This is a genomic window from Burkholderia sp. AU45388 (assembly GCF_030481585.1).
GTDB lineage: Bacteria > Pseudomonadota > Gammaproteobacteria > Burkholderiales > Burkholderiaceae > Burkholderia > Burkholderia sola.
The window spans coordinates 23728-47318 of sequence record NZ_JAUJPV010000014.1; the positions used below are offsets into that span (position 1 = coordinate 23728).

Annotated in this window: 19 protein-coding genes; 11 read left to right on the plus strand and 8 right to left on the minus strand. The window is 68.3% G+C overall.

The genetic code is table 11. The annotated features are described in order from the left end of the window. Nucleotides 1-65: 65 nt before the first annotated feature. From QZM72_RS21430 to QZM72_RS21440, 3 genes are read right to left on the minus strand one after another with little or no spacing between them, the layout of a single operon-like run. Nucleotides 66-1553, minus strand: coding sequence for an efflux transporter outer membrane subunit (locus QZM72_RS21430; RefSeq protein WP_301739146.1), 1488 nt, complete (start codon nucleotides 1551-1553; stop codon nucleotides 66-68). Between the two features lie 13 nt (nucleotides 1554-1566). Next, complete coding sequence (locus tag QZM72_RS21435; RefSeq protein WP_089469333.1) at nucleotides 1567-3153, minus strand: MDR family MFS transporter; 1587 nt, start codon at nucleotides 3151-3153, stop codon at nucleotides 1567-1569. Continuing rightward, nucleotides 3146-4270 carry an HlyD family secretion protein gene (locus tag QZM72_RS21440; protein WP_301739147.1) on the minus strand — a complete coding sequence of 375 codons (1125 nt, stop codon included), beginning with the start codon at nucleotides 4268-4270 and terminating at the stop codon, nucleotides 3146-3148. Before QZM72_RS21440 ends, QZM72_RS21435 begins: the two co-directional genes overlap by 8 nt. A 91-nt stretch (nucleotides 4271-4361) precedes the next feature. Here QZM72_RS21440 and QZM72_RS21445 point away from each other — a divergent pair, with 91 nt between their 5' ends. Continuing rightward, complete coding sequence (locus tag QZM72_RS21445; protein WP_089469335.1) at nucleotides 4362-5198, plus strand: CerR family C-terminal domain-containing protein; 837 nt, start codon at nucleotides 4362-4364, stop codon at nucleotides 5196-5198. Nucleotides 5199-5231: 33 nt separating this feature from the next. Here QZM72_RS21445 and QZM72_RS21450 read toward each other — a convergent pair whose 3' ends face one another. Both QZM72_RS21450 and QZM72_RS21455 read right to left on the minus strand, forming a co-directional pair. Further along, a complete protein-coding gene (locus tag QZM72_RS21450) occupies nucleotides 5232-7700 on the minus strand; it encodes a mechanosensitive ion channel family protein (RefSeq protein WP_301739148.1) in 2469 nt (822 codons plus the stop codon). A gap of 345 nt (nucleotides 7701-8045) precedes the next feature. Continuing rightward, nucleotides 8046-9005: an LLM class oxidoreductase gene (locus QZM72_RS21455; protein ID WP_301739149.1), complete on the minus strand. Its 960-nt coding sequence runs from the start codon at nucleotides 9003-9005 to the stop codon at nucleotides 8046-8048. A 1204-nt stretch (nucleotides 9006-10209) separates the two neighbouring features. Here QZM72_RS21455 and QZM72_RS21460 point away from each other — a divergent pair. The 4 genes from QZM72_RS21460 (at nucleotide 10210) to QZM72_RS21475 (ending at nucleotide 13812) form a co-directional block, all read left to right on the plus strand. Beyond that, nucleotides 10210-11118: an NAD-dependent protein deacetylase gene (locus QZM72_RS21460; RefSeq protein WP_089469338.1), complete on the plus strand. Its 909-nt coding sequence runs from the start codon at nucleotides 10210-10212 to the stop codon at nucleotides 11116-11118. Next, nucleotides 11115-11756 carry a DUF938 domain-containing protein gene (locus tag QZM72_RS21465; RefSeq protein WP_089469339.1) on the plus strand — a complete coding sequence of 214 codons (642 nt, stop codon included), beginning with the start codon at nucleotides 11115-11117 and terminating at the stop codon, nucleotides 11754-11756. Before QZM72_RS21460 ends, QZM72_RS21465 begins: the two co-directional genes overlap by 4 nt. 97 nt (nucleotides 11757-11853) lie before the next feature. Beyond that, complete coding sequence (gene gndA / locus QZM72_RS21470; protein ID WP_089469340.1) at nucleotides 11854-13266, plus strand: NADP-dependent phosphogluconate dehydrogenase; 1413 nt, start codon at nucleotides 11854-11856, stop codon at nucleotides 13264-13266. A gap of 201 nt (nucleotides 13267-13467) precedes the next feature. Continuing rightward, complete coding sequence (locus QZM72_RS21475) at nucleotides 13468-13812, plus strand: DUF4148 domain-containing protein (protein WP_089469341.1); 345 nt, start codon at nucleotides 13468-13470, stop codon at nucleotides 13810-13812. A gap of 110 nt (nucleotides 13813-13922) precedes the next feature. Here the strand turns inward: QZM72_RS21475 and QZM72_RS21480 are convergent, their stop codons facing one another. After that, nucleotides 13923-14243 carry a hypothetical protein gene (locus QZM72_RS21480; protein ID WP_011694691.1) on the minus strand — a complete coding sequence of 107 codons (321 nt, stop codon included), beginning with the start codon at nucleotides 14241-14243 and terminating at the stop codon, nucleotides 13923-13925. A gap of 409 nt (nucleotides 14244-14652) precedes the next feature. On the opposite strand from QZM72_RS21480, the gene QZM72_RS21485 reads away from it, so the two are divergent. After that, a complete protein-coding gene (locus tag QZM72_RS21485) occupies nucleotides 14653-15387 on the plus strand; it encodes a M23 family metallopeptidase (RefSeq protein WP_089469342.1) in 735 nt (244 codons plus the stop codon). A 66-nt stretch (nucleotides 15388-15453) separates the two neighbouring features. Here QZM72_RS21485 and QZM72_RS21490 read toward each other — a convergent pair whose 3' ends face one another. Further along, on the minus strand, nucleotides 15454-16092 hold the full coding sequence (locus QZM72_RS21490) for a Pr6Pr family membrane protein (RefSeq protein WP_089469454.1): 639 nt from the start codon (nucleotides 16090-16092) through the stop codon (nucleotides 15454-15456). Nucleotides 16093-16319: 227 nt separating this feature from the next. On the opposite strand from QZM72_RS21490, the gene QZM72_RS21495 reads away from it, so the two are divergent. The 5 genes from QZM72_RS21495 (at nucleotide 16320) to QZM72_RS21515 (ending at nucleotide 21950) form a co-directional block, all read left to right on the plus strand. Continuing rightward, nucleotides 16320-16856 (plus strand): cytochrome b, encoded by a 537-nt coding sequence (locus tag QZM72_RS21495; RefSeq protein ID WP_089469343.1) that lies wholly within the window; start codon nucleotides 16320-16322, stop codon nucleotides 16854-16856. A gap of 156 nt (nucleotides 16857-17012) precedes the next feature. Further along, complete coding sequence (locus QZM72_RS21500; protein ID WP_089469344.1) at nucleotides 17013-17381, plus strand: DUF2946 domain-containing protein; 369 nt, start codon at nucleotides 17013-17015, stop codon at nucleotides 17379-17381. Between the two features lie 82 nt (nucleotides 17382-17463). Continuing rightward, nucleotides 17464-19596: a TonB-dependent copper receptor gene (locus tag QZM72_RS21505; RefSeq protein ID WP_089469345.1), complete on the plus strand. Its 2133-nt coding sequence runs from the start codon at nucleotides 17464-17466 to the stop codon at nucleotides 19594-19596. Nucleotides 19597-19817: 221 nt separating this feature from the next. After that, a complete protein-coding gene (locus QZM72_RS21510) occupies nucleotides 19818-20912 on the plus strand; it encodes a triacylglycerol lipase (RefSeq protein WP_089469346.1) in 1095 nt (364 codons plus the stop codon). A 3-nt stretch (nucleotides 20913-20915) separates the two neighbouring features. Continuing rightward, nucleotides 20916-21950, plus strand: a complete 1035-nt coding sequence (locus QZM72_RS21515) for a lipase secretion chaperone (RefSeq protein WP_089469347.1) — start codon at nucleotides 20916-20918, stop codon at nucleotides 21948-21950. Nucleotides 21951-21980: 30 nt separating this feature from the next. Here QZM72_RS21515 and QZM72_RS21520 read toward each other — a convergent pair whose 3' ends face one another. Continuing rightward, nucleotides 21981-23513 carry a PLP-dependent aminotransferase family protein gene (locus QZM72_RS21520; protein WP_089469348.1) on the minus strand — a complete coding sequence of 511 codons (1533 nt, stop codon included), beginning with the start codon at nucleotides 23511-23513 and terminating at the stop codon, nucleotides 21981-21983. Nucleotides 23514-23591 lie beyond the last annotated feature (78 nt).

Sequence of the window (23591 nt, forward strand, 5' to 3'; positions counted from 1 at the left end):
GAGCGATGGCCGAATTGTTTCGACGAGCATGACGCATCGGTCGTGCATGATTTGTGGCCGCGCCGTCAACCGGCGCTTGCCTGCCATCCGAGCCCGAGGCTCTTCTGCACCGACACGTAATCCTTGATCAGTTCGGCCTGCCCGGCGATCACGTTCTGCTGCGCGGCGAGCGCTTCGCGTTGCGTGTCGAGCAGGTCGATCATCGACGCGACGCCTGCGCGATAGCGCTGGTCCATCAGTGCGCGCGAATGCACGGCCGACGTCTGCACCTTCGTCAACGCGACGACATGCTCGCGCTGATGCCCGTAACGCTGCAGTGCAGTGTTGGCATCCTGCAAGGCACCGAGCACGGCCTTTTGATAATTCGCTTCCGCTTCGTCGCGTGATGCTTCGGCCGCGCGCACCGCACCGCGCGTGCGTCCGAAATCGAGAATGTTCCATTGCAGATACGGCGCGCCGACCCACGTGAAATTCTGCTTGCGGAACAGGTGGCCGGGGTCGGTCGCGCTGAAGCCGAGATCGCCGAGCAACGTTACCTTCGGGAAATAGTCGGCGATATGCTCGCCAATCTGCGCATTGCTCGACGCGAGCCGGCGTTCGGCCGCGCGGATGTCGGGGCGTTGCTTGAGCAGCGTGGCCGGATCGCCGATCGCGACGCTGCCGGGCAGCGTCGGCAACGCGGCGTCCGGTGCCGACAGCGCGGCGTCGAGCGCGCCGGGCGCGCGGCCCGTCAGGATCGCGAGCCGGTCGAGCGATTCGGTCACCTGGGCATCGAGCGGGATCAGCGACGCGCGCGTGTTCTCGACCTGCGTCGTCAGCCGCTCGATGTCCGCATCGGCCGCGACGCCGCGCGCGCGGCGCTGCTGCGTGAGTTCGAGCATCTGCTGTTGCAATTGCGCGGTGCGTCGCGACAACGCAAGTCGTTGCTGCTGGTCGCGCAGGTCGACGTACGCATTCGCGACTTCGGCCGCGATCGATACCTGCGTGTCGGCGAGATCGGCGTCGACGGCCTCGGCCTGCGCGGATGCGGCTTCGACCGCGCGGCGCGTGCCGCCGAACAGGTCGATTTCCCAGGTCGCGTCGAAGCCCGCCGAATAGAGTTGCAGCGGCCCCGAGCCGCCGAGCGACGGCGACGTGCCGCTCGATTGGCCGGAGCCGTTCGACGGCAACAGCGAGCCGAGCGCGCTGACGTCCGGTTCGCGCATGCGGATGGCGGCGACGGTGGCCGACGATTTCGGCAGCTGCGTCGCGCGCTGTTGCGAAAGCTGCGCACGCGCCGCGCGCAAGCGGGCCTGTGCCGCGTGCAGATCGGGGTTGTACACGAGCGCGGCGACGATCAGCTCGTCGAGCTGGCGATCGTTCAGCGCGTGCCACCACGCGCTCGGTGCAGGCGCGGCGGTGTCGACGCCGGTGGCCGGCGCACGCACGAAGGTCGGCGCATCCGGTGCGGCGGGCGCGCCGCGATAGTCGGGGCCGACCGTGCAGCCGGCGAGCAGGCACGCGGCCGCGCACAGGGTGAGCGCGGGGCGGCGGGGCAGGGAAAAGGATTTCATCGCGTATGACGGGTCAATGGCCGGACGACATCGGTTGCGGCCCGCGCGGCGTTCTCAGCAGCAGCGCGAGCGGCACGCAGGCGAGCAGCGCGAGGCCCAGCAGGTAGAAGGTTTCGGAGTAGGTCATCACGACGGCCTGGATCTGGATCTGCTGCGCCAGCTGGCCGAGCGCGCGCATGTTCGAATACGCAAGATCGCCGGTGTGCGCGAACCAGTTGGCCGCATAGGCCGACAGGCGGTCCTGACCGATCAGCGAATTCGCGGTCACCGATTCGCGCAGCGCGGCCGTATGGAAGGTCGTGCGCCGGTCGATCACGGTGCCGATGATCGCGAGCCCGATCGAGCCGCCGAGGTTGCGCGCCATGTTGTAGAGCCCGGCCGCATCGCCGGAGTCTTCGCGGGCCACGGCCGCCATCGACGCCTGGTTCAACGGCATCATCGCGAGCATCTGCGCGAGGCCGCGGATCAGTTGCGACCACACGAAATCGTGGCCCACGCTCTGCGCGGTCAGGCTGATGTCGAGCATGCAACTCAGGCAGAACAGCAGCAACCCCGTGATCACGAGGATGCGGAAATCGACCTTGCCGAGCAGGCGCGGCAGGATCGGCATCACGAGAAAGGCCGGCAGCCCCGACAGCAGCATGATCGCGCCGGCCTGTTCCGCGTTGTAGCCGGCGACGATCGCGAGGAACTGCGGCAGCAGGTAGGACACGCCGTACAGCCCGGCGCCGACCGCGGACACGATCACGATCACGCTCGCGTAGCGCGGGTTGCGCATCAGCGACAGCCGCATGATCGGCCGCTTCGCGAAGCGCTGCGACAGCGCGATCAGGACCATCCCGACGAACGACACGACGCTCAGCGTGACGATCATCTGCGATTCGAACCAGCGTTCGCGCTGGCCCTCCTCGAGCACGACGGTCAGCGAGCTCAGGCCGATCGCGAGGCCGAAGATGCCGAGCCAGTCCGCGTTGAAGAACGCACTCCATTGCGGGCGGTCCGACGGCAGGCCGAACACCAGCAGCGCCATCAGCAGCAGACACACGGGCAGGTTCAGGAAGAAGCACCAGCTCCAGTTCACGTTTTCCGCGAGCCAGCCGCCGAGCACCGGGCCGAACAGCGGCCCGAGCAGCACGATCAGGCCGAACAGCGTCATCCCGACCGGCAACTGCGACAGCGGCAGGCGCGTGCGGATGATCGTCTGCGCGGTCGGGATCAGCGCGCCGCCGGTGAAGCCCTGGCCGATCCGGCCGGCGATCATCATCGGCAGCGAATGCGACCAGCCGCACATCATCGAGAACGCGATGAACAGCGCGGAGTTCGTCAGCAGGAAATTGCGTAGCCCGAACACGCGCGTGAGCCACGCGGCGAGCGGAATCATCACGATTTCCGACATCAGGTAGCCGGTCGAGATCCACGTGCCTTCGGTGCCGGTCGCGCCGATTTCGCCTTGGATCTGCGGCAGCGCGGAATTCGTGATCGAGATGTCGAGCGTCGCCATCAGCGCGCCGAGCGCGCCGGCCGCGACCGCGATCCAGTCGGTCACGCTCGCGCGGCCTTCGTGCGGCGGCATGGGTATCGTGGCGGGCGTATCAGCCATGATGCTGCTCGTCGCGGGCCGAGCGCGTATCGACGTCGACCGTCACCGACAGCCCGGGCAACAGCATGCGTTGCGCGCGGGCGTTCGCGGCGAGGCGGATGCGCACCGGCACGCGCTGGACGATCTTCGTGAAGTTGCCGGTCGCGTTCTCCGGCGGCAGCAGCGCGAACTGCGCGCCGGTGCCGGGCGCGAAGCTGTCGACGACGCCGGACAGCGGGCCGTCCGGCAGCGCGTCCACATGCAGCTCGACGGGCTGGCCGATGCGCATGTTGCCGATTTGCGTTTCCTTGAAGTTCGCGACGAGATAGATCGAGTCGACCGGCACGACGGTCAGCAGGCGCGTGCCGGGCTGCACGTATTGCCCGACGCGCACCGTGCGATCGCCGACGCGGCCCGCAAGCGTGCTGCGTACGATCGTGTTGTCGAGGTCGAGTTGCGCCTGCGCGGCGCTGGCCTGCGCGGCCTCGAGCTGCGCGCGCGCCTGCTGGAGCTGCGCGGTGAACGACGCGATCTGCGTGCGGGCGGCGGCGATCGACGCGTTGTTCGCGGCGAGCGTCGCGAGCGCCTGGTCGCGCGTGCTCTTCAGGTCGGCCACGCGTTCGTGCGTTTCGGCGCCGGTCGCCGCGAGCGGCGCATAGCGCGTGTATTCGTCGCTCGAGTGCTGCGCGTTGATGCGCGACACCTTGGCTTGCGCGTCGGCCTGGTCGAGATTCGCGCGCTGCTGGCTGATGTCGGCCTCGGCGCGCGCGATATCGGCGCGGCGGGCGTCGACGGTAGCCTGCGCTTGCGCGAGCGCCACCTGGTACTGGCGGACGTCGAGCCGCACGAGCGGATCGCCGGCCTTCACGGGCTGGTTGTCGCGCACGTAGACGTCGGTCACGTAGCCGGCGACCTTCGGCGCGGCGGTCATGCTGTCGGCCTGCAGGTACGCGTCGTTGGTGCTTTCGATGAAGCGGCCGACCGTCCACCAGCGGCCGAGCCACACCGCGCCGCCGACGGCCGCGAGCACGGCCACCACGAGCAGGATGCGCCGCCTCGTTCCGCCGTTGCCGCCGCGCGGCATTGTTCCGTTTTCCTGACGATCTGCTTTCTGTGGCGGGTCTTGTGGCGTCGACATGCGGGATCCAATTTATTCCAAGTGGAAGAATTATTCCAGTTGATAAAATTGTGTCAAGTAGAATGTCGATCGAGCGAATGACGAGGAAGGCATGAACGAAGCGAAGAAGCTGCGCCGCACGTCGGCGGGCGGCTACGCGCGCGGCGACGAAACGCGCCAGCGGATCATCGAGGCGGCGATCGAACTGTTCGGCGAACGCGGGTTCGCGGGCGCGTCGACGCGCGAGATCGCCGCGATGGCAGGCGTGAACGCGCCAGCGCTCCAGTATTACTTCGAGAACAAGGAAGGCGTGTACCGCGCGTGCGTCGAGACGATCGCGGAGACCGGCTGGCAGGTATTCGCGCCGGCGGTCGGCCATGCGCGGGCGATGCTCGACGCCCACGCGAGCGTCGACGCGCTGATCGACGCATTCATCGGGCTGCTGCGTGCACTGTCGGACCGGATGTTCACCGCGCCGAAGACGATGAACCAGCGGATGTTCTTCGCGCGCGAGCAGGGCGGCCAGGAACCGGCGAGCGCGAGCGAAATCCTGATGACGCGCATGCGCAAGCCGCTGAACGACGTGAGCGCCGAGCTGATCGGCCGCATCTCCGGGCGGCCGGCCGACGATCCCGTCACGCGATTGCGCGCGCTGAGCCTGTTCGGCCAGATCACGGTGTTCCACATCGCGCAGCGTTCGGCGCTGCATTTGCTCGAATGGGACGCGTTCGAGGGCGAGCGCGCGGCGCTGGTGACCGACACGATTGCCGACCAGACGCGCGTGCTGCTCGAGCAATGGCATGCGCAGCGCGATGCGGGTGCCGCTGGCCGGGAATCCGCGCCGAAGCGCGGGCAGGGTGCCGCGGCGAAACGACGTGCGGCGAAGCCGGGGGCCGCGCCGCCCGCCGCGAAAAGCACGGCGCGCGTGAAGAAGCCTGCCGCCCGTTGAGCGTGGCCGGTCACCGGCCCCGGGCGATCGCGATCAACCCGGCTTGCGCTCCGCTTCGTCGGGCGACGGCGGCGGGACTGCCGGGTCGGCGGTATTCCGCGCGTCGGCGCGCGGATCGTTTTCATCGTGGCCGACGGGCCGCGATCCGTCCGCATAGGCGACGACGCTGCGCTGCGGATTGGCGATCCGGATCCCGCGTTCGCGGAACGTCTCCGCGATCCGCCGGTTGAATTCGCGCTGCACGCTCCAGCGTGCCGAGTCCGTGCACTGGATCTGTCCGGCGAGCGCGAGCGCCGCGCCGTCGACCTGGTCGATGCCCCAGTAGCTGAAGTCCGACAGGATGCCGTCGTGGTACTTCGGATCGTCGCGCAACGCGGCGCCGATTTCCTTCAGCGTCGCGATCGCGCGCTCGATGTCCTCGCCATACGCGATGCTGACCTTGACGGCCGCATTGCCGAGCCCGCGGTTCGTGTTGTTGACGGTCGTCACCGAGCTGAACGGGATCGTATACAGCGACCCGTCGCCGGCGCGCAGCCGCACGGTGCGGATCGACAGGTATTCGACCGTGCCCGACACGCCGGCGAGCGTGACCCAGTCGCCGACCTGCATCGCGTTTTCCATCAGCAGGAAGATCCCGGTGATGAAATCCTGCACGAGTTTCTGCGAACCGAAACCCAGCGCGACGCCGAAGATGCTGGCGCCGGCCAGCAGCGGGCCGACGTTCACGCCGAGTTCGCTGAGGCCCGTCAGCACGACGACGAGCGCGATCATCACGAATAGCAGCGAGCGCAGCATCGGCAGCAGCGTGCGTAGCCGCGCGGCGCGCACCAGGTTGCCTTCGCGCGTCCAGCGTTGCAGCCGGCGCTCGATTGCGATGTTGGCCGCTTCCCACACGACGAGCGCGACGATCGCCGCGATCGCGATCGTGACCAGCGCGGACGCGAGCCGGTGGCCGATCGTGCCCGTCTCGAATGCGCGGAAGATCGGCACGCCCCAGATCTGCAGCAGCAGCACGACGGTCACGATGCCGAGCGCGGCCGACACGATCTGGCGCAGCAGCGGGTAGTAGCGGTACGCGTGCAGATGAACGAGCGTGCGGTCGTCCTCGCGGCGCTGGAACAGCCGCGCGAGCGCGCCGAACACGACGATCGACACCATCCGCATCGCGATCATCACGGCGATCGAGCGGCCGCCGAGCGTGATCAGCACGCGGTAGCCGTTGTGGACGTCGAGCGCCCACACGAACCACAGCGCCATCACGATGAAGACGGAGACGGGCGCCCATGCGTCCGCGAGCGCGTTGCCGACGACGGTGAAGGTCGGACGATCCGCGCCGGCGGCGCGGATGCGTGCCGCGACCGGCCGGCGGCACCGCAGGATCAGCACCGAGATCATCACGTGCCCGACCAGCGCGACGGCCTTCAGCAGCGCGACGTGGCCGGCTTCGGTCAGGCCGAAGTTGGCGGCGATCTCGACGGCCGCCGTGCACGCGCCGACCACGATCACGATCCGCCCGATCGAGCGTTGCGCGAACTCGGCCCATGCGTCGCTGATATGCAGCAGCCGCAACTGCCGTGCGTCCGGCTGGAAGAACAGCCGGCTGACGATCGTGACGAGCCGGCAGATCACGTAGGTGTCGATCAACGCTTCGAGCGCCGATTCGATTGGCGTGTCGGCTTCGACGAGCAACGATATCGTCAGGCTCGCGACGCCGACGAACACGAGCAGCGGCACCGCGCGCAGCGCGAGACTGACGAGTGCGCGCGGCATCCGGTGCAGCAGCGTGGTGTGCCGGCGGGCGTGGCCTCGGCTTTGCGAGGGCGCGGTGTCGGCAGTGTCCGCAGCCGCGGCTGCGGCGTCGGGCGGGGCGGACGTATCGGGCGGAGAGGAAGTGTCGGGCGGCGGCGCGGGGTCCTCGTCCGATGCGGCGGCATCGGGCACCGCGCGGCGCGCGGCTAGCCCGGCCAGTGCGCGTCGCAGCAGCCGCTTCGCGAGCCATTCGACGACGAGCGCAGGCAGCAGCACCGCGAGGAGAATGCCGAGCGTGCGAGTCAGGTCCGCACGTTCGTCGGCGCGCACGAGCTTGGCATGCCACCAGCTTCCCACCGAACCGATATCGAGCAGCGAGTGCAGCGATTCCTGCAGCGCGTTGCCGATCTGCGTGGCCCAGCGCGATCCCTGGCGGACGAGCATCGAGGCGAGCCCGTTCGACGTGAGCGCGGCCGGCGCCGCGGCAGCCGATGCGCCGCTGGCCGCGGGCGCTGCGCTTGCCGGCACCGCCGGCGCGCTCAACGCGCCGACGGCCGCGATCGCGCGCAGCGTCGTTTCGACCTGCGCACGCTCGCTCGGGTTTTCGAGCACATTCAGTGCCTGCCGCGCTTCTTGCGGCGTCAGTGCGGGCGCGGCGCCGGAGGCGGCCGACGCGGCGGTCGGCGCGGGAGCGGCCGCGTGGGCGGCCGAGACGACGGCGGCGAGGAGCCAGCCGAGGAAGATATGTCGCATGGAGTGGGCATGCGGGTGCGTCTCGTCACGCGGCCCGCCAGACTGAACGATGGACGGAAGTTAACATGATCGCGATCGAAACCGAATAGTTCCGTCGCCGACATTTTGAATCCGGCATGAAGGCGCCGGCGTGGGCGTCGGCGGCACATGCCGGCAAGCCGTGTGCCGGACACGGTCCGTCGGTCGCCCGATAGCGGCGGGAACGTCATGCCGGCCCGGACGTAAGGCGTCTGTAACGCGCGTTTGCCGATGGCGGTTCCGGTCAGCGATGCGCCGCTGCCCGCGCGTTCGCTCGGCCACGATCAGCGCTCGCGTCGCATCCTGTGAATTTGGATTCCTGATGAATCACGCTTGCTCGTCGTGGAACACCGGCAACACATGCGCGGCGATTTCCTCGATGACGTCGCGCACCGGCCGGTCCGATCCCGGGTTCAGCGTGACATGATGCGTCCCGGCCGCGCGCATGTCCTGCAGGATGTCGACCAACGCGCGGCGCCCGGTTGCATAACCGAGCGGCAGCGCGGTGGCGGGCGTATCCGGATGCGCGGCGAGATCGAGCCGCATCGATACGCCGAACGCGCGAAATGCCGGCGACGCGAGCCGGTCGACCGCCGCGCGCCACATCGAATAGCGGGCGCGCTGCGTCTCCGGATCGCGGTGATACGTCATCCAGCCGATCGAATGCCGTGCGATCCAGTCGACGCTCTGTCCGCCCGAGCCGACCGCCAGCATCGGCACCGCGTCGCCGGTTTGCGGCAGCAGCGCGAAGGCGGGCGCATCGGGCGGCGCATGGTCGGGCAGCACGCGCGACGGCACGTCGAGCGCGGCCGCGACGACGTCCCAGTGCGCGCGATAGCGCTCGCGCCGGGTTTCCGCATCGACGCCGAACGCCGCATATTCGGGCGGCCGGTCGCCGGAGCCGAGCCCGAGGATGAAGCGACCGCCCGACAGCGTCGCGACCGACAGCGCGCCTTTCGCGATATGCAGCGGATGACGCAGCGGCAGCACGATCGCGCCGCTGGCGAGCGCGATCCGGCGGGTGCGCGACGCCAGTGCGCCGAGCAGTACCCACGGGTCGAGGTGGCCGACCGGGTCCGGATAGTCGGCGCTGTTCAGCGGTACGTCGCGAATCCACAGCGCGCGAAAGCCGAGCGAATCAGCCAGCGCGGCGAGTTCGAGCTGCTCGTTGAAGTCCGCGACGAGGTGGCCGCTGCGAAGGAGCGGAAGCGTGAGGCCGATCGACAGCCGCCCGGCCGAGAAGACACGATGCGCGACGTCGGGATGGGCGGAAGCGGGTGGGGGCATGTCGGGTCCTGGGCGGCGAGGCAGCGGGCGCGCGCGGCGCCCCGTGTCCGAATGCTAGCGTGTTTGCGCGAAGCACGAGCGGGACGACGCGAACCCCGCGCTACCCGCTCCGCCACGTGTGCCCGGGGCGGAACGCGACGCATTGCGACGCGCGGTTGTCGCGATCGGCGCCGTAGAACAGCATGCGGTAGTCGATATCAGCCCGTGCCGGGTGTCGGGCAGGCGGCGAGTGCGGGTTCCGGTCGGAGGCGCACTGCGGGAAAGGCCCACTCCGGGCGTTACGCGCGACGCTAATTGTGGGGCGATTGTAAGACGACTGGCCGCCTGGCAAAGCGCCGACCCGACGATACCGGCGACGCCCGCGGTGCGTTTCAGTTTCGAAACATTCGCGCTTTCTGACGGGGCGCGATGCCTGCCCGCTGCCCCGGATGGGCCCGCGAGGCCTTGCGGCATGAAGCATGGTGCGCTCCTTGCATGGTTGTATGGGCCGTGAGCGCGATCGCAGGTGCAGTGGGCCCGGCAATCGCTTCAGTGGGTCGGATATATCGAAGACGGGGACAAGAGAATGAAAAAAGACCGAAACGCAACATGCCATGTTGCAAACATGAATCCCCGACCTCCCTGGGTATTCGCTTCGCCGTTGATCGCGGCGACGTGAGCGAGCGGCTTTCCGTTCCATCCGAGCAATCGGGTTCGTTGTGAACGACGGCGTGCATGCGTGACGCACGCGTCCGACCGGTGCCGGTCGGCCGTCCAGGATGAACCGAGAACGCAGGCGGATGGCCGCGACCCGGATCCCGAATCGTCATGCCATGGCGCAACGCACGTCGTCGCGGCGAATGCGTTTGCAAGCCGCGCATGGCGCCGACGTGACGAACGCGACGAACGCGACGAACGGGAGCGGGTCGGGAAAGCCGGCGACGCGCCGATGGGCGCGGCAGTGCGGGACACATGAAGTCCGGGGGAGCGTCCGTCGATCGCGGTACGAAGGACGTCGCAACATTGTGCTGTCAGTTGATCCACTACCCCGATGGATCAATTGTTGAAGCGCCCGTCGCCGAGCGGCGATGGGCGTCTTTTTGCGTGCGCCGGCTTGCCGTGGCGGCAGCCCGCCCGATCGCACGGCGTTCTGTATCATGTGCTGGCGTGCGTGGCCGCCCGTGCGGGTGCACGGTCTGCCGGCGCAATCGATCACGTTGCCAACATGAACGACACAGCCTTGCCCGACTCTTCCCTCGCCGACGTCGATCCGGCCGCGCTCGACGCGCTGCACACGTTCGTCGAGCGTCATCCGCGCCTGCTCGTGCTGACCGGCGCGGGCATCAGCACCGATTCCGGCATTCCCGGCTACCGCGACCGCCACGGCCAATGGATGCGCTCGCCGCCGATCCAGCTTCAGGAATTCCTCGGCTCCGATGCCGCGCGGCGCCGCTACTGGGCGCGCAGCATGATCGGCTGGCCCGTGGTCGGCCGCGCGCGGCCGAACGGGTCGCATGTCGCGCTGGCGCGGCTCGGCGGCGCGGGCCGGATCGAGCGCCTCGTCACGCAGAACGTCGACGGCCTGCATCAACGCGCGGGCAGCGACGACGTGATCGAGCTGCACGGCGGCATCAATGGCGTGACCTGCCTCGACTGCGGCGCGCATCATGCGCGGGCGGCGATCCAGACCGTGCTCGAAGCCGACAATCCCGATCTGTTGGGCGCGCAAGCCGAGCCGGCCGCGGACGGCGACGCGCATCTCGAATGGACTGCGCTCGACACGTTCCGCATCCCGGCGTGCCCCGCGTGCGGCGGCCTGCTGAAGCCGGCGGTGGTGTTCTTCGGCGAGAACGTGCCGCGCGAGCGTGTGGCGCTGGCGTCGCAGGCGCTCGACACGGCCGACGCACTGCTCGTCGTCGGCTCGTCGCTGATGGTGTACTCCGGCTACCGCTTCTGCGTGTGGGCGCAGGCGCAGCACAAGCCGGTGGCCGCACTCAATTTCGGCCATACGCGCGCCGACCCGATGCTGACGCTGAAGGTCGAGGCGCGCTGCGCCCCCGCGCTCGACGCACTCGTGGCGCGGCTGGGGTTCGGAAGCAATCTCAACGGCAACATGACGGAGCCTGCATCGTGACCGGCGCCGCTGCTTCGCCCGATCCGTCCGCGCGGCTGTCGGCGCCGGCGGCCGAACGCAATCGCGGGCCGATCCTGGACGTGCTGCGCCGCGTGCTGCCGGCGACCGGCAGCGTGCTCGAAATCGCGAGCGGCACCGGGCAGCACGTCGTTCACTTCGCGCAGGCGTTGCCGGGCCTGCACTGGCAGCCGAGCGATCCCGACGCGCAGGCGCGGCGTTCGATCGCCGCGTGGGTCGCGCATGCGGGCCTCGCGAACGTCGCGGGGCCGCTGGCGTTCGACGTGCGCGACACGCCGTGGCCGGCCGCGACGCTCGACGCGATCGTCTGCATCAACATGATTCACATCTCGCCGTGGGCCTGTACGGAAGCGCTGTTCGCGGGCGCGTCGCGCGTGCTGCGGCCAGGCGGCGTGCTGTTCCTGTACGGCCCCTACCGTCGCGAAGGCCGCCATACGGCGCCGTCGAACGAGGCCTTCGACCGGCAGTTGCGCAGCCGCGACCCGTCGTGGGGCGTGCGCGATCTGGAGACCGTCGTCGCGCTGGGGCTCGATCGCGGGCTCGACTGCATCGAGGTCGTCGAGATGCCGGCGAACAACCTGAGCGTCGCGTTCCGGCGCCTGCCGCACGCGGAGCAATGATACGCAAGCGGGCAGCGCCGCCGGGTTTCCACTATCCTTTCGCCTGTGCGCGCGGCCCGGCTCGGGTCGCGCCCCGTTTTTTCCGGAGAATTGACTAATGGGCAAACAAGCAATCGGTGTGATCGGGCTCGCGGTGATGGGCCGCAATCTCGCACTCAATATCGAGAGCCGCGGTTACGCGGTGTCGGTGTTCAACCGCAGTCGCGAGAAAACCGACGAACTGATCGCCGAATTCCCCGGCCGCAATCTGGTGCCGACCTATACGCTCGAGGAATTCGTCGCGTCGCTCGAAACGCCGCGCCGGATCCTGATGATGGTGAAGGCCGGGGAAGCCACCGATGCGACGATCGCATCGCTCAAGCCGCTGCTCGAGAAGGGCGACGTGCTGATCGACGGCGGCAATACGCACTTCACCGACACGATCCGCCGCAACCAGGAACTCGCGCAATCGGGCCTGCATTTCATCGGCACCGGCGTGTCGGGCGGCGAAGAGGGCGCGCTGCGCGGCCCGTCGATCATGCCGGGCGGCCAGCGCGACGCGTACGATCTCGTCGAGCCGATCCTCAAGCAGATCGCCGCGAAGGCGCCGTCGGACGGCGAGCCGTGCGTCGCGTACATGGGCCCGGACGGCGCGGGCCACTACGTGAAGATGGTCCACAACGGCATCGAATACGGCGACATGCAGCTGATCGCCGAAAGCTACTCGGTGCTGAAGGACGTCGCGGGCCTGACCAACGACGAACTCGGCGCGGTGTACACCGAATGGAACCAGGGCGAGCTCGACAGCTACCTGATCGAGATCACGTCGAAGATCTTCGGCAAGCAGGACGAAGAGACCGGCAAGCACCTCGTCGACGTGATCCTCGATCGCGCCGCGCAGAAGGGTACCGGCAAGTGGACCAGCCAGAACGCGCTGGATCTCGGCGTGCCGCTGCCGCTGATCACCGAGTCGGTGTTCGCGCGCGTGCTGTCGTCGCTGAAGACCGAGCGCGTCGCGGCCAGCAAGATCCTGTCGGGCCCGGCCGCCGCGCCGTTCGACGGCGATCGCGCCGCGTTCGTCGAAGCGGTGCGCCGCGCGCTGTACCTGAGCAAGGTGATCTCGTACGCACAGGGCTTCGCGCAACTGCGCACGGCGTCGGAAGAATACGGCTGGAACCTCGATCTCGGGACGATCGCGAAGATCTTCCGCGCGGGCTGCATCATCCGCGCGCGCTTCCTGCAGAAGATCACCGACGCCTATGCGAAGGATCCGGCGCTCGCGAACCTGCTGCTCGACCCGTACTTCAAGGATATCGCCGCGAACTATCAGACGGCGCTGCGCGACGTCGTGGTGGCCGCGGTGAAGGCCGGCGTGCCGGTTCCGGCGTTTGCATCGGCGGTCGCGTATTTCGACAGCTACCGTTCCGAGCGGCTGCCGGCGAACCTCGTGCAGGCGCAGCGCGACTTCTTCGGCGCGCACACGTTCGAGCGCACCGACAAGCCGGGCAGCTTCCACGCGAACTGGTCGTAACCGGCGGGCGGGGGCAGCATTGTTGCGAAAATCTATTCTCTGAATAGGGTTTTTCTATTCCGGATGCCAGCATTGTTGGCTCCCAGGAAACAGTGTTTTCGTTCTTTCATGGTTTTCCCTAGGTGCTGCCGGGACTAAACTCTGTTCCATCGCTGCAGACATGGTGTGTGCGGCGGAGCAAAAAAATCCTCGGAGGTAATCATGAAATCGCTGATCGCAACGTTCGCTGCTGCTGCTGTCCTCGCCGTCCCCGCCGTCTCGTTCGCCCAACAGAACGCGCCCGTCACCCGTGCCCAGGTGAAGGCCGAACTGGTTCAACTGCAACAGGCCGGCTACAAGCTGGGCAGCGACCGGACGAACTACCCGGAAAGCATCCAGGCTGCTGAAGCGCGTGTGAACCCGCAACAGAACGTCGCTGCCGCCGACACGACCGGCTACGGCGCACAACCGGCCGCCGGCCAGGAATCGGGCGCACCGGCTGCCGCCAAGACCGGCTGGCAAGTCAAGCGCATCTCGGATGGCGCACCGGTCTACAAGGGTCGTTAATGGTACGGCCGCGCTGGCGACCGCATCCGACCCCCTGTAGTACAAAAGCCCGTCGTTCCGCATAGCGGAACGACGGGCTTTTTCATGGGCGGCGCGTAATGCGCCGGTATTCAGTGCAGCGGGCGTCTGCCGCGCCCGATATCGCGGAACAGCGCTTCGGCCGGTTCCAGCACCTGCAGCCACGTTTCGTCGTAACCGCTCAGCGTGTCGAGCGCGTCGCGCAGCCGTTCGATCGCGAGGACCGGCAACTCGACGCTGTGACGCGTGGCGCCGGTCAGGTGCGTGACGCTCGCCAGCTGGACGAGCGCATCGGCCGCTTCGGCGACGTCGGTTGCGAACAGCAGGTGCCGGTTGAGCAATTCGACCAGACCGCTGGAACCGGCGAAATCGTCGGCGTCGAGCTGCACGGAGAGAAACGTCGCGTTGTTCATTGTCATGCTCCTCGTTGTCGTTGGATCGCGCTGCGCATCACCGAGTATAGGCGGCGATCGAAGCGGACAATATGACGGCGCCGAGGCGGCACGCGATGAGGGCGCCTCCGAAGAAAAAGCCGCAAGCGGCCGCCCGGCACGGCTCGCAGGCCGCCGGCGCCCGCGCGGCGCCGCAAGATTGTGTCCGGATCGGGCAACTATCGGGGCCTTGACCGCGACAAATGGTATCTTTGCCGATCGGGACGATGCGAAAAAAGGGCCGGTGAGCGCTTCGCACCCACGTTCCGCTGTGGAAACTGACGGCCGCGAAAGCGGTCGGATACTGATTGATCCGGCCGTTCGGCCGGACATCGTGCGTCGCACGCCGGGGGGCGGTGGGCGGCGCAACGACGCAAATCCGGGAGGACCCTTGAGAGAAACTATTCCCATCCACGACGCGCTCACGCGCTGGCTGCCGCAGGCGGCGCTCGTCGCCGCGGCCATCGCGCTGACGGGCTGCACGATGACGCCATGGACCGACAACTGGCAGCCCACGCGCCAGCCGGCGTCCACGTCGGCGGCGACGCCGGGCGTGATTGCCGGTTATTACCGCGTGAACCCGGGCGATACGCTGGCGGGCATCGCGAACGCCTACGGGCAACGCGTGCAGGACGTCGCCAACTGGAACCGCATGGCGCCCACCGACGCCGTGTCGCCGGGCCAGGTGCTGCGCGTCGCGCCGCCGCAGGCCGCGACCTCGTACGGGCAACCGCCGGCGGCGGCCGCCCAGCCGGGCTCGCTCGCATGGCCGGCCACGGGCGTCGTCGCGACGCCATTCTCGGCCGGCAAGACGCGCGGCGTCGTGATCGCCGCATCCGGGCCCGATCATTCGGTGCGGGCCGCGGCAAACGGGCGCGTCGTGTACGCCGGCTCCGGCGTCAAGACATACGGTCCGCTCGTAATCCTGAAGCACGACAACGGGCTCATCACGGCCTACGGGCACAACGGCAAGCTGCTCGTCAACGAAGGCGACGCGGTGCGCCAAGGTCAGCCGGTCGCCGAAATGGGCACCGACGCGAGCGGTCGCTCGACGTTCGAGTTCGAAGTGCGCCAGAACGGCAAGGTCGTCGATCCGATGAACTTCCTGCCGCGCAACGGCGGCTGATCGTCGGCATCGCCACGTGTGCGCCGGGCGGCGCACACGTTCCCGCCTCCTTCACCTTTTCCGCTTTCATCCGTCGTTGAGCGTCGCGCCGCCGGACTGTCTCGCACGATTGCCGAGCCAGCAAATGCCCAACGCGAGCGCCGCCGCGCCGAGCGCGATCAGCGAACACTGGATCGCGACGGGCAGGTAGCCGTGCGGCCGCGGATCGACGAACGGGTAGGGATACCAGTTCTCCACCGCGCCGCGCACGAGCGTATAGCCGAGATAGACGACCGGAAAGCCGAGCCACGCGAATGCACTGCGGCGCGGAATCGGCGAGCGCGGCTCGACATACAACCAGTCGCACAGCATCACGAGCGGCACGATCCGGTGCAGTACCCAGTTGTTGAGCGCCGGCGTGACGTGGTGCAGCGCATCGAGCCGTGCGAGCAGCAGCTCGTAGACGATCGCGGTGATCAGCACGTACAGCACCGCCGCGCCGCGCATCGATTCGTAGCGGGTCGAGCCGGGGCGCGCGATGCGCCACAGCCCCGCGGCCAGTATCGCGGCCGCGTAGAGGCTGCTCAGTTGCGTGAAGTAGCTGAGGTAGTTGCCGAGATGGAAGCTTGGCAGGCGCCAATAGTTGGCGACGCTGTGCAGTGTGGTGGACACCGCGAGTAGCGCGGCGAGCAGCCGGTAGGCCGCAACGAAGAACGCTTTGCTCATGATGCCCGCGCGCCGTCGCACCAAAGCTTCATCGTGCCACAGCGGCTCGCGCGCGCGATGCGGATTTTCCATAGGGCGAGCCATCGCGCGGCGCGCGCCGACGATTCATCGGATATTTGACCGCGCCGTGCAAAACCGGACGCCCGTGCGGCTACAATCGCCACAGCTTTGCCGGGCGCAGGCCGTTTGCAGTGGGCGCCCTCCCCGCATACGACACGAGACGAAGCATGAAAAACATCCTCGCGAAACAGACGCGCTACAGCTCCCCCGCGATCTTCTTCCACTGGGCCATCTTCCTGCTGGTCGCGCTGGCTTACCTGGCCATCGAAATCCGCGGCCCGAAGGGCAGCGACAGCCGGGCGTTCTGGATGAGCGTGCACCTGACGGCCGGTACGTGCGTCCTCGTGCTGTCGGTGCTGCGCGTGCTGTGGCGAGTCGTCAGCCGCGTGCCGGAGGCGATTGTCCAGGCGACGCTGCTGCGCTGGCTGTCGAAGCTCGCGCATTTCGCGCTTTACGCGTTCATCATCGCGCAGCCGCTGCTCGGCATCATGATGATCAACATGGGCGGCAAGCCGGTGTCGCTCGACTGGCTCGGCGTGTCGTTCACGCTGTTCGGCCCCGACAAGGCGCTGCGACCGACGATCAAGGAGGCGCACGAGCTGATCGGCAATGCGTTCTACTTCGTGATCGGCCTGCATGCGCTGGCCGCGCTCTACCATCATTTCATCCGGCGCGACGACGTGCTGCGGCGCATGATGCCCTGATCGTTCGGCTGCCGGCGCGCGCGGCACGCGGGGGCGCATGGTTGTGTTGACAACCATGCGCCCCCGGTTCGTTTACCGTCGCCCGCACTGGCCATCGCGTAGAACATTCTGTAACATCGCGGCTGTTTTTTACATTCCGCCGACTCGTTGCCGTACATGCTGCACCGACATCGTCACCTGACTGCCTGGCTTGGCCTGCTCGCGATCTGGATCGCGATCGCGGCGCCGCTGGTGTCGCAGTGGCGTATCGCGCGGGCGGCCACGCCCGATGCGATCGTCTGCAGTACCGAGCATGGTGCGAATCGTTCGTCCAATGCACGCGGCATGCACGATCATGCGCTGCATCTCGACGCGTGCGGCTACTGCGGTTTCTTCGCGCATAGCCCGGCCATCGGCGCGCCTGCCGCCGCATCGGTCGGCTCCCTTCCCGTCGTTTTCGTTTCCGCCGCCGCGTCGCCTGCCGTCGCGGCACGCGGCGACCGCTATCCGCGCGCCTATCCGCGCGCACCGCCCGAGCGCGCCTGACGCGTTTATTCCGTTCTTGTTACCGCCGATATCCGTGCGGCCCGTCGAGGCCGCGTGGAGGGCGTCACTCGGGCTTTCGATCATGACCAATTTCCAGTTGCGTGCGCCGCGGGCGCCACGCAATGCCGGTGCGCGGCCTCTGCCGCGCATGCTGAAACTCGCCGTTCCCGCGCTGGCCGTCGGCGCGCTGGCCGCGAACGCTGCCGCCGCCGACACCACGCGTGCCGCAAGTGCGCCGACGGGCGATGCGGCCATGCTGTTGCCGCCCGTCGAAGTCGTCGCATCGCCGCTGTCGACACCGCTCGTCGTCGTCACGGACCCGAAGGCGCCGCGCCAGCCGCTGCCCGCGAGCGACGGCGCCGATTACCTGAAGACGATTCCGGGCTTCACGTCGATCCGCAGCGGCGGCACGAACGGCGACCCCGTGCTGCGCGGGATGTTCGGATCGCGGTTGAACATCCTCGCGAACGGGATGCCGACGCTCGGCGCGTGCCCGAACCGGATGGATGCGCCGACGTCGTACATCGCGCCGGAAAGCTATGACAAGGTCACCGTCGTGAAGGGGCCGCAGACCGTGCTGTACGGTCCGGGCGCGTCGGCCGGCACCGTGCTGTTCGAACGCGTGACGCCGCGTTTCGAGCGGCCCGGCATGCGCTTCGACGGCAGCCTCGTCGGCGGGTCGTTCGGCCGCAACGACCAGAACGTCGACCTGACCGCCGGCACGCCGGACGTCTATGGCCGCGTCACAGCGAACCACGCGCATGCGCAGGACTACCGGGACGGCAACGGCGACACCGTGCCGTCGCAGTGGGACAAGTGGAACGCCGACGCGGCGCTCGGCTGGACGCCCGACGACCATACGCGCGTCGAGCTGACGGCCGGCACCGGCGACGGCTATGCGCGCTACGCGGGCCGCGGGATGGACGGCGCGCATTTCCGCCGCGAGACGTTCGGCCTGTCGTTCGACAAGCGGCATCTCGGCGACGTGCTCGACCGGATCGAGGCGCGCGTGTACTACAACGAAGCCGATCACGTGATGGACAACACCACGTTGCGGCAGCCCGACCCGACGAGCAGCATGCCGATGCGGATGGCAGCCGACGTACGGCGCCGCACGGTCGGCGCGCGTGCGGCCGCGACGTTCCGTTTTGGCGACGACGTCAAGCTCGTCACGGGTGTCGATGCGCAGTCGAACCGGCTCGACTCGCGTTCGTCGATGGGGCGGCAGAACTACCGCGACCTGCCGTGGGATGCCCAGGCGACGATGTGGAACGCGGGCGTGTTCGGCGAGCTGACTTGGTATGCGAGCGACGTCGCGCGCGTGATCGGCGGCGCGCGCATCGACTATGCGAGCGCACGCGACAAGCGCCCGATGAAGAGCGGGATGATGACGAGCAAGCCGAATCCGACTTTCGATGACGATCGGACGAAGGTGCTGCCGAGCGGCTTCATGCGCTATGAGCGCGATCTCGCGTCGTTGCCCGTTACGTGGTACGCGGGAATCGGCCATGCGGAGCGTTATCCGGACTACTGGGAACTGTTTTCCGCGACGCGCGGGCCGGCCGGTTCGGTCAACGCGTTCTCGGCGGTGCAGCCGGAGAAGACCACCCAGCTCGATATCGGCGCGCAATACAAGAGCGACCGGTTCGATGCGTGGGTGTCCGCGTACGCGGGCTACGTACAAGATTTCATCCTGTTCAACTATGCGGCCGGCATGATGGGCCCGACCACGCAGGCCACCAACGTCAACGCGCAGATCGTGGGCGGCGAAGCCGGCGTGTCGTGGCGGCCCGTCGCGCCGCTGCGCGTCGAGACGTCGCTCGCGTATGCGTGGGGGCGCAACGTGGCGAGCGGCGATCCGCTGCCGCAAATGCCGCCGCTCGAAGCGCGCATCGGGCTCGAATACACGCGCGGCGCGTGGTCGGCTGGCAGCCTGTGGCGCATCGTTGCGCCGCAGCATCGCTATGCGATGAACGAGGGCAACGTGGTCGGCAAGGACTTCGGCCCAAGCGCCGGATTCGGCGTGCTGTCGCTGCATACGCAGTACAACGTCGGCAAGACCGTACAGATCTCGGTCGGCGTCGACAACGTGCTGAACAGGGCCTACACCGAGCATTTGAATCTCGCCGGCAATGCCGGTTTCGGCTATCCGGCGAACGCGCCGGTCATGGAGCCGGGGCGTACCGCATGGGTGCGCGTGAGCGCGAAGCTGTAGCCCGCAACGCGCGTGTGCGTCGCAGCATCCGCATGCCTGAACGCCGCACCGCCCGAACGGGCGGCGCGCGTCAACCGATTAGAGAACCGTATCTAGTCGAGGCTCAAACGTTCGCCAGTCGTGCTTCACTCCCGCATTCGACCCGCGCGGTGCGCGCAATGCGGCGTGCGTGTCGATCCGGTGTCATTCGCACCGGCAGCACAATAATCAGGAGAACATGCATGGCCAGATCGATGCGTTCCAGGGTAATGGCAGGGGCAGTGGCATGCGCGATGAGCGTCGCGCCGTTCGCGGCGACGACCGCGGTGACGACGCTCGCGACGACGCACACGGCGATGGCGGCAACCGCGCCCGCCGACGACTATGCGGCGACGCGCTATCCGATCATTCTCGTGCACGGGCTGACCGGCACCGACAAGTATGCGGGCGTACTCGAGTACTGGTACGGCATCCAGGAAGACCTGCAGCAGCATGGCGCGACCGTCTACGTCGCGAACCTGTCGGGCTTCCAGAGCGACGACGGCCCGAACGGGCGCGGCGAACAGCTGCTCGCTTACGTGAAGACGGTGCTCGCCGCGACCGGCGCGACCAAGGTCAATCTCGTCGGTCACAGCCAGGGCGGCCTGACGTCGCGCTATGTCGCGGCCGTCGCGCCCGATCTCGTCGCGTCGGTGACGACGATCGGCACGCCGCATCGCGGCTCCGAGTTCGCCGACTTCGTGCAGAGCGTGCTCGCGTACGATCCGACCGGGTTGTCGTCGACGGTGATCGCCGCATTCGTCAATGTGTTCGGGATCCTGACGAGCAGCAGCCACAACACGAATCAGGACGCGCTCGCGTCGCTGAAGACGCTGACGACCGCGCAGGCCGCCATCTACAACCAGAACTATCCGAGCGCGGGCCTCGGCGCGCCAGGAAGCTGCCAGACCGGCGCGCCCACGGAAACCGTCGGCGGCAACACGCATCTGCTGTATTCGTGGGCCGGCACGGCGGTGCAGCCGACGCTTTCCGTGCTCGGCGTGACGGGCGCGACGGACACGAGCACGATTCCGGTCGTCGATCCGGCAAACGCGCTCGACCTGTCGACACTCGCGCTGCTCGGCACGGGCACGGTGATGATCAACCGCGGCTCGGGCCAGAACGACGGGCTCGTGTCGAAGTGCAGTGCGTTGTACGGCAAGGTGCTGAGCACGACCTATAAATGGAACCACCTCGACGAGATCAACCAGTTGCTCGGCGTGCGCGGCGCGTATGCGGAAGATCCGGTCGCGGTGATCCGCACGCATGCGAACCGGTTGAAACTCGCGGGCGTGTGATCGATGACGGCACGTGAAGGGCGCGCGCCGCTGGCGCGGCGCGCCGCGATCTATGGTGTCGTCGGGCTGGCGGCGATTGCCGGCGTCGCGATGTGGAGCGGTGCGGGATCGCATCGCGGCACGGGCGCCGCGGGTGACGCGCCGGATGCGGCCGCGGTGGGCGGCGTGGCGGCCGCCGCGCCGCAGCCGGCGGTGCCGGCGAGTGCAGGCCTGCCGCCGTCGCTCGCCGGTTCAAGCGCGCCGCGGTTGCCGCTCGATGCGGGCGGCCATCTCGCGAAGTCGCGCGCGGTGCGCGATTTCTTCGACTATTGCCTGACCGCGCAGAGCGACCTGAGCGCGGCCGCGCTCGATGCGTTCGTCGTACGCGAGATCGCCGCGCAGCTCGACGGCACGGTCGCGCAGGCCGAGGCGCTCGACGTGTGGCACCGGTATCGCGCGTATCTCGACGCGCTCGCCCAATTACCCGACGCCGGCGCGGTCGACAAGTCCGACCTCGGCGCGTTGCAACTCGCGCTCGACCAGCGCGCATCGATCGCGTACCGCACGCTCGGCGACTGGAGCCAGCCGTTCTTCGGCGCGGAGCAGTGGCGGCAGCGCTACGACCTCGCACGATTGAAGATCGTTCAGGATCGCTCACTGACGGACGCGCAGAAGGCGGAGCGGCTCGCGGCGCTCGAGCAGCAGATGCCGGCCGACGAACGCGCGGCGCAGCAGCGGGTGGACCGGCAGCGCGCCGCGATCGACCAGATCGCGCAATTGCAGAAGAGCGGCGCGACGCCCGACGCGATGCGCGCGCAACTGACGCAGACGCTCGGCCCTGCGGCCGCCGCGCGCGTCGCGCAGATGCAGCAGGACGATGCGTCGTGGCAGAGCCGTTACGCGGACTACGCGGCGCAGCGTGCGCAGATCGAGTCGGCCGGCCTGTCGCCGCAGGATCGGGACGCGCAGATTGCCGCGCTGCGGCAGCGCGTGTTCACGAAGCCCGGCGAAGCCGTGCGCGCAGCGTCGCTCGATCGTGGCGCGGGCAGCGCGCATTGACGAACCGGGTGCCGCCGCGTGCGGCAGGCTTCACGCCGCGCGCGTGACGTTCCGCGGCAGGTGTTGCTCGATGGTATCGGCGAGCGTGTCGAACGCCGGGCGAATGCCTTCGTGCGCGACGCAGGCATAGCCGAGCAGCAAACCCTGCCGCGCGGTATCGAGGTTGCTGTAGTAGCTGGTGAGCGGGCGCACGATCACGCCCGCGTCGAATGCGCTCTGCGTGACCGCGCGATCGTCGCAAGCGTCGCAAGCGTCGGGCAGGCCGAGCACCAGATGCAGGCCGGCCTCGTCGCCCATCACCGGCAGCGCGTCGCCGAAGCGCGCGCGGATCGCGTCGATCATCAGTTGCCGGCGCTCGCCGTACAGCGTGCGCATTCGTCTGACGTGCGAAGTGAGGTGGCCGTCCATGATGAATTCGGCGAGCACGGCCTGCTGCATCAGCTGGCCTTCCCGATACAGCTCCGACAGCCCGGTGCGGAAGGTGTCGACCAGATGCTCGGGCACGACCATGTAGCCCATCCGCAACCCCGGGAACAGCATCTTGCCGAGACTGCCGACGTAGATCACGCGGCCCCCCTCGTCGAGCCCCTGCAGCGACGCGAGCGGGCGGCTGCCGTAACGGAATTCGCTGTCGTAGTCGTCCTCGATGATCCAGCAGCGATGCTGGCGCGCATATTCGAGCAGCATGCGGCGCCGCGCGAGGCTCATCACCATCCCGAGCGGGTACTGATGCGACGGCGTGACGAGCACGAGCCGCGGCGGATGCTGCATGTCGCTCGCGCGCGGATCCAGCCCTTCCTGGTCGACCGGCACCGGCGCTAGCGTGAGGCCGGCCGCCTGCAGCACGCTGCGCACGCCCCAGTAGCACGGTTCCTCGACCCACGCGCGATCGCCGATGTCGGACAGCAGCCGCACGGCGAGATCGATCGACTGATGGATGCCGGTCGTGATGATCACCTGGTCCGGCGAGCATTTGACCGAGCGCGCGACGCGCAGGTAATCCGCGAGCGCGCGCCGCAGCGGCCGGTAGCCGCCGCCCGGCGCATAGGTCAGCAGCTCCGGATTGGCCTCCTTCCACAGTCGCGCCTGCAGGCGGCTCCACGTGCGGCTCGGGAATTCCGACACGTCCGGCACGCCCGGCATGAACGCCCCCCACTGGCGCCGCGACACGCCCGCATGCTCGACCAGTTGCCGCCCGCGCATCGACAGGCTGCCCTGCGCGTCGGGCGGCGGCGGTTCATCGAAGGTTGACGGCGGCGGCGCGGCGCCCGGCACGCGGATCGCGGCGGCATCCGGCCGCGTGTCGGCCACGTAGGTGCCGCTGCCGGTCGTCGTCAGCACGTAGCCTTCGGCCGTCAGCTGGTCGTACACGTGCAGCACGGTATTGCGCGCGATCGACAGGTCGCCCGCGAGCGTACGCGAACTCGGCAGCTTCGTGCCCGGCCCCAATTCCCCGGTCAGGATGGCCTGCTGCATCAGTTGCAGCAGTTGCCGGTACATCGGTTCGGGCGAGTTGCGGTCCACTCGGGCGGACAGCCAGTCGGCGAGGATCACGGTATCCAAAGTGGTCCTACTAGGAATATTGAAATGGTTCCCTAGTATAGAACCGTGCGGGCCGTATAGTGGCTCGCATCTCAAAAT

Excerpts from the sequence above, each read along its gene's own strand:
- QZM72_RS21455 (WP_301739149.1), bottom strand. The coding sequence starts at position 9,005 with ATGCCCCCACCCGCTTCCGCCCATCCCGACGTCGCGCATCGTGTCTTC.
- QZM72_RS21435 (WP_089469333.1), bottom strand. The coding sequence starts at position 3,153 with ATGGCTGATACGCCCGCCACGATACCCATGCCGCCGCACGAAGGCCGC.
- QZM72_RS21500 (WP_089469344.1), top strand. The coding sequence starts at position 17,013 with ATGCTGCACCGACATCGTCACCTGACTGCCTGGCTTGGCCTGCTCGCG.
- QZM72_RS21445 (WP_089469335.1), top strand. The coding sequence starts at position 4,362 with ATGAACGAAGCGAAGAAGCTGCGCCGCACGTCGGCGGGCGGCTACGCG.
- QZM72_RS21450 (WP_301739148.1), bottom strand. The coding sequence starts at position 7,700 with ATGCGACATATCTTCCTCGGCTGGCTCCTCGCCGCCGTCGTCTCGGCC.
- QZM72_RS21480 (WP_011694691.1), bottom strand. The coding sequence starts at position 14,243 with ATGAACAACGCGACGTTTCTCTCCGTGCAGCTCGACGCCGACGATTTC.
- QZM72_RS21505 (WP_089469345.1), top strand. The coding sequence starts at position 17,464 with ATGACCAATTTCCAGTTGCGTGCGCCGCGGGCGCCACGCAATGCCGGT.
- QZM72_RS21475 (WP_089469341.1), top strand. The coding sequence starts at position 13,468 with ATGAAATCGCTGATCGCAACGTTCGCTGCTGCTGCTGTCCTCGCCGTC.
- QZM72_RS21460 (WP_089469338.1), top strand. The coding sequence starts at position 10,210 with ATGAACGACACAGCCTTGCCCGACTCTTCCCTCGCCGACGTCGATCCG.
- gndA (WP_089469340.1), top strand. The coding sequence starts at position 11,854 with ATGGGCAAACAAGCAATCGGTGTGATCGGGCTCGCGGTGATGGGCCGC.
- QZM72_RS21430 (WP_301739146.1), bottom strand. The coding sequence starts at position 1,553 with ATGAAATCCTTTTCCCTGCCCCGCCGCCCCGCGCTCACCCTGTGCGCG.
- QZM72_RS21440 (WP_301739147.1), bottom strand. The coding sequence starts at position 4,270 with ATGTCGACGCCACAAGACCCGCCACAGAAAGCAGATCGTCAGGAAAAC.
- QZM72_RS21495 (WP_089469343.1), top strand. The coding sequence starts at position 16,320 with ATGAAAAACATCCTCGCGAAACAGACGCGCTACAGCTCCCCCGCGATC.
- QZM72_RS21515 (WP_089469347.1), top strand. The coding sequence starts at position 20,916 with ATGACGGCACGTGAAGGGCGCGCGCCGCTGGCGCGGCGCGCCGCGATC.
- QZM72_RS21510 (WP_089469346.1), top strand. The coding sequence starts at position 19,818 with ATGGCCAGATCGATGCGTTCCAGGGTAATGGCAGGGGCAGTGGCATGC.
- QZM72_RS21490 (WP_089469454.1), bottom strand. The coding sequence starts at position 16,092 with ATGAGCAAAGCGTTCTTCGTTGCGGCCTACCGGCTGCTCGCCGCGCTA.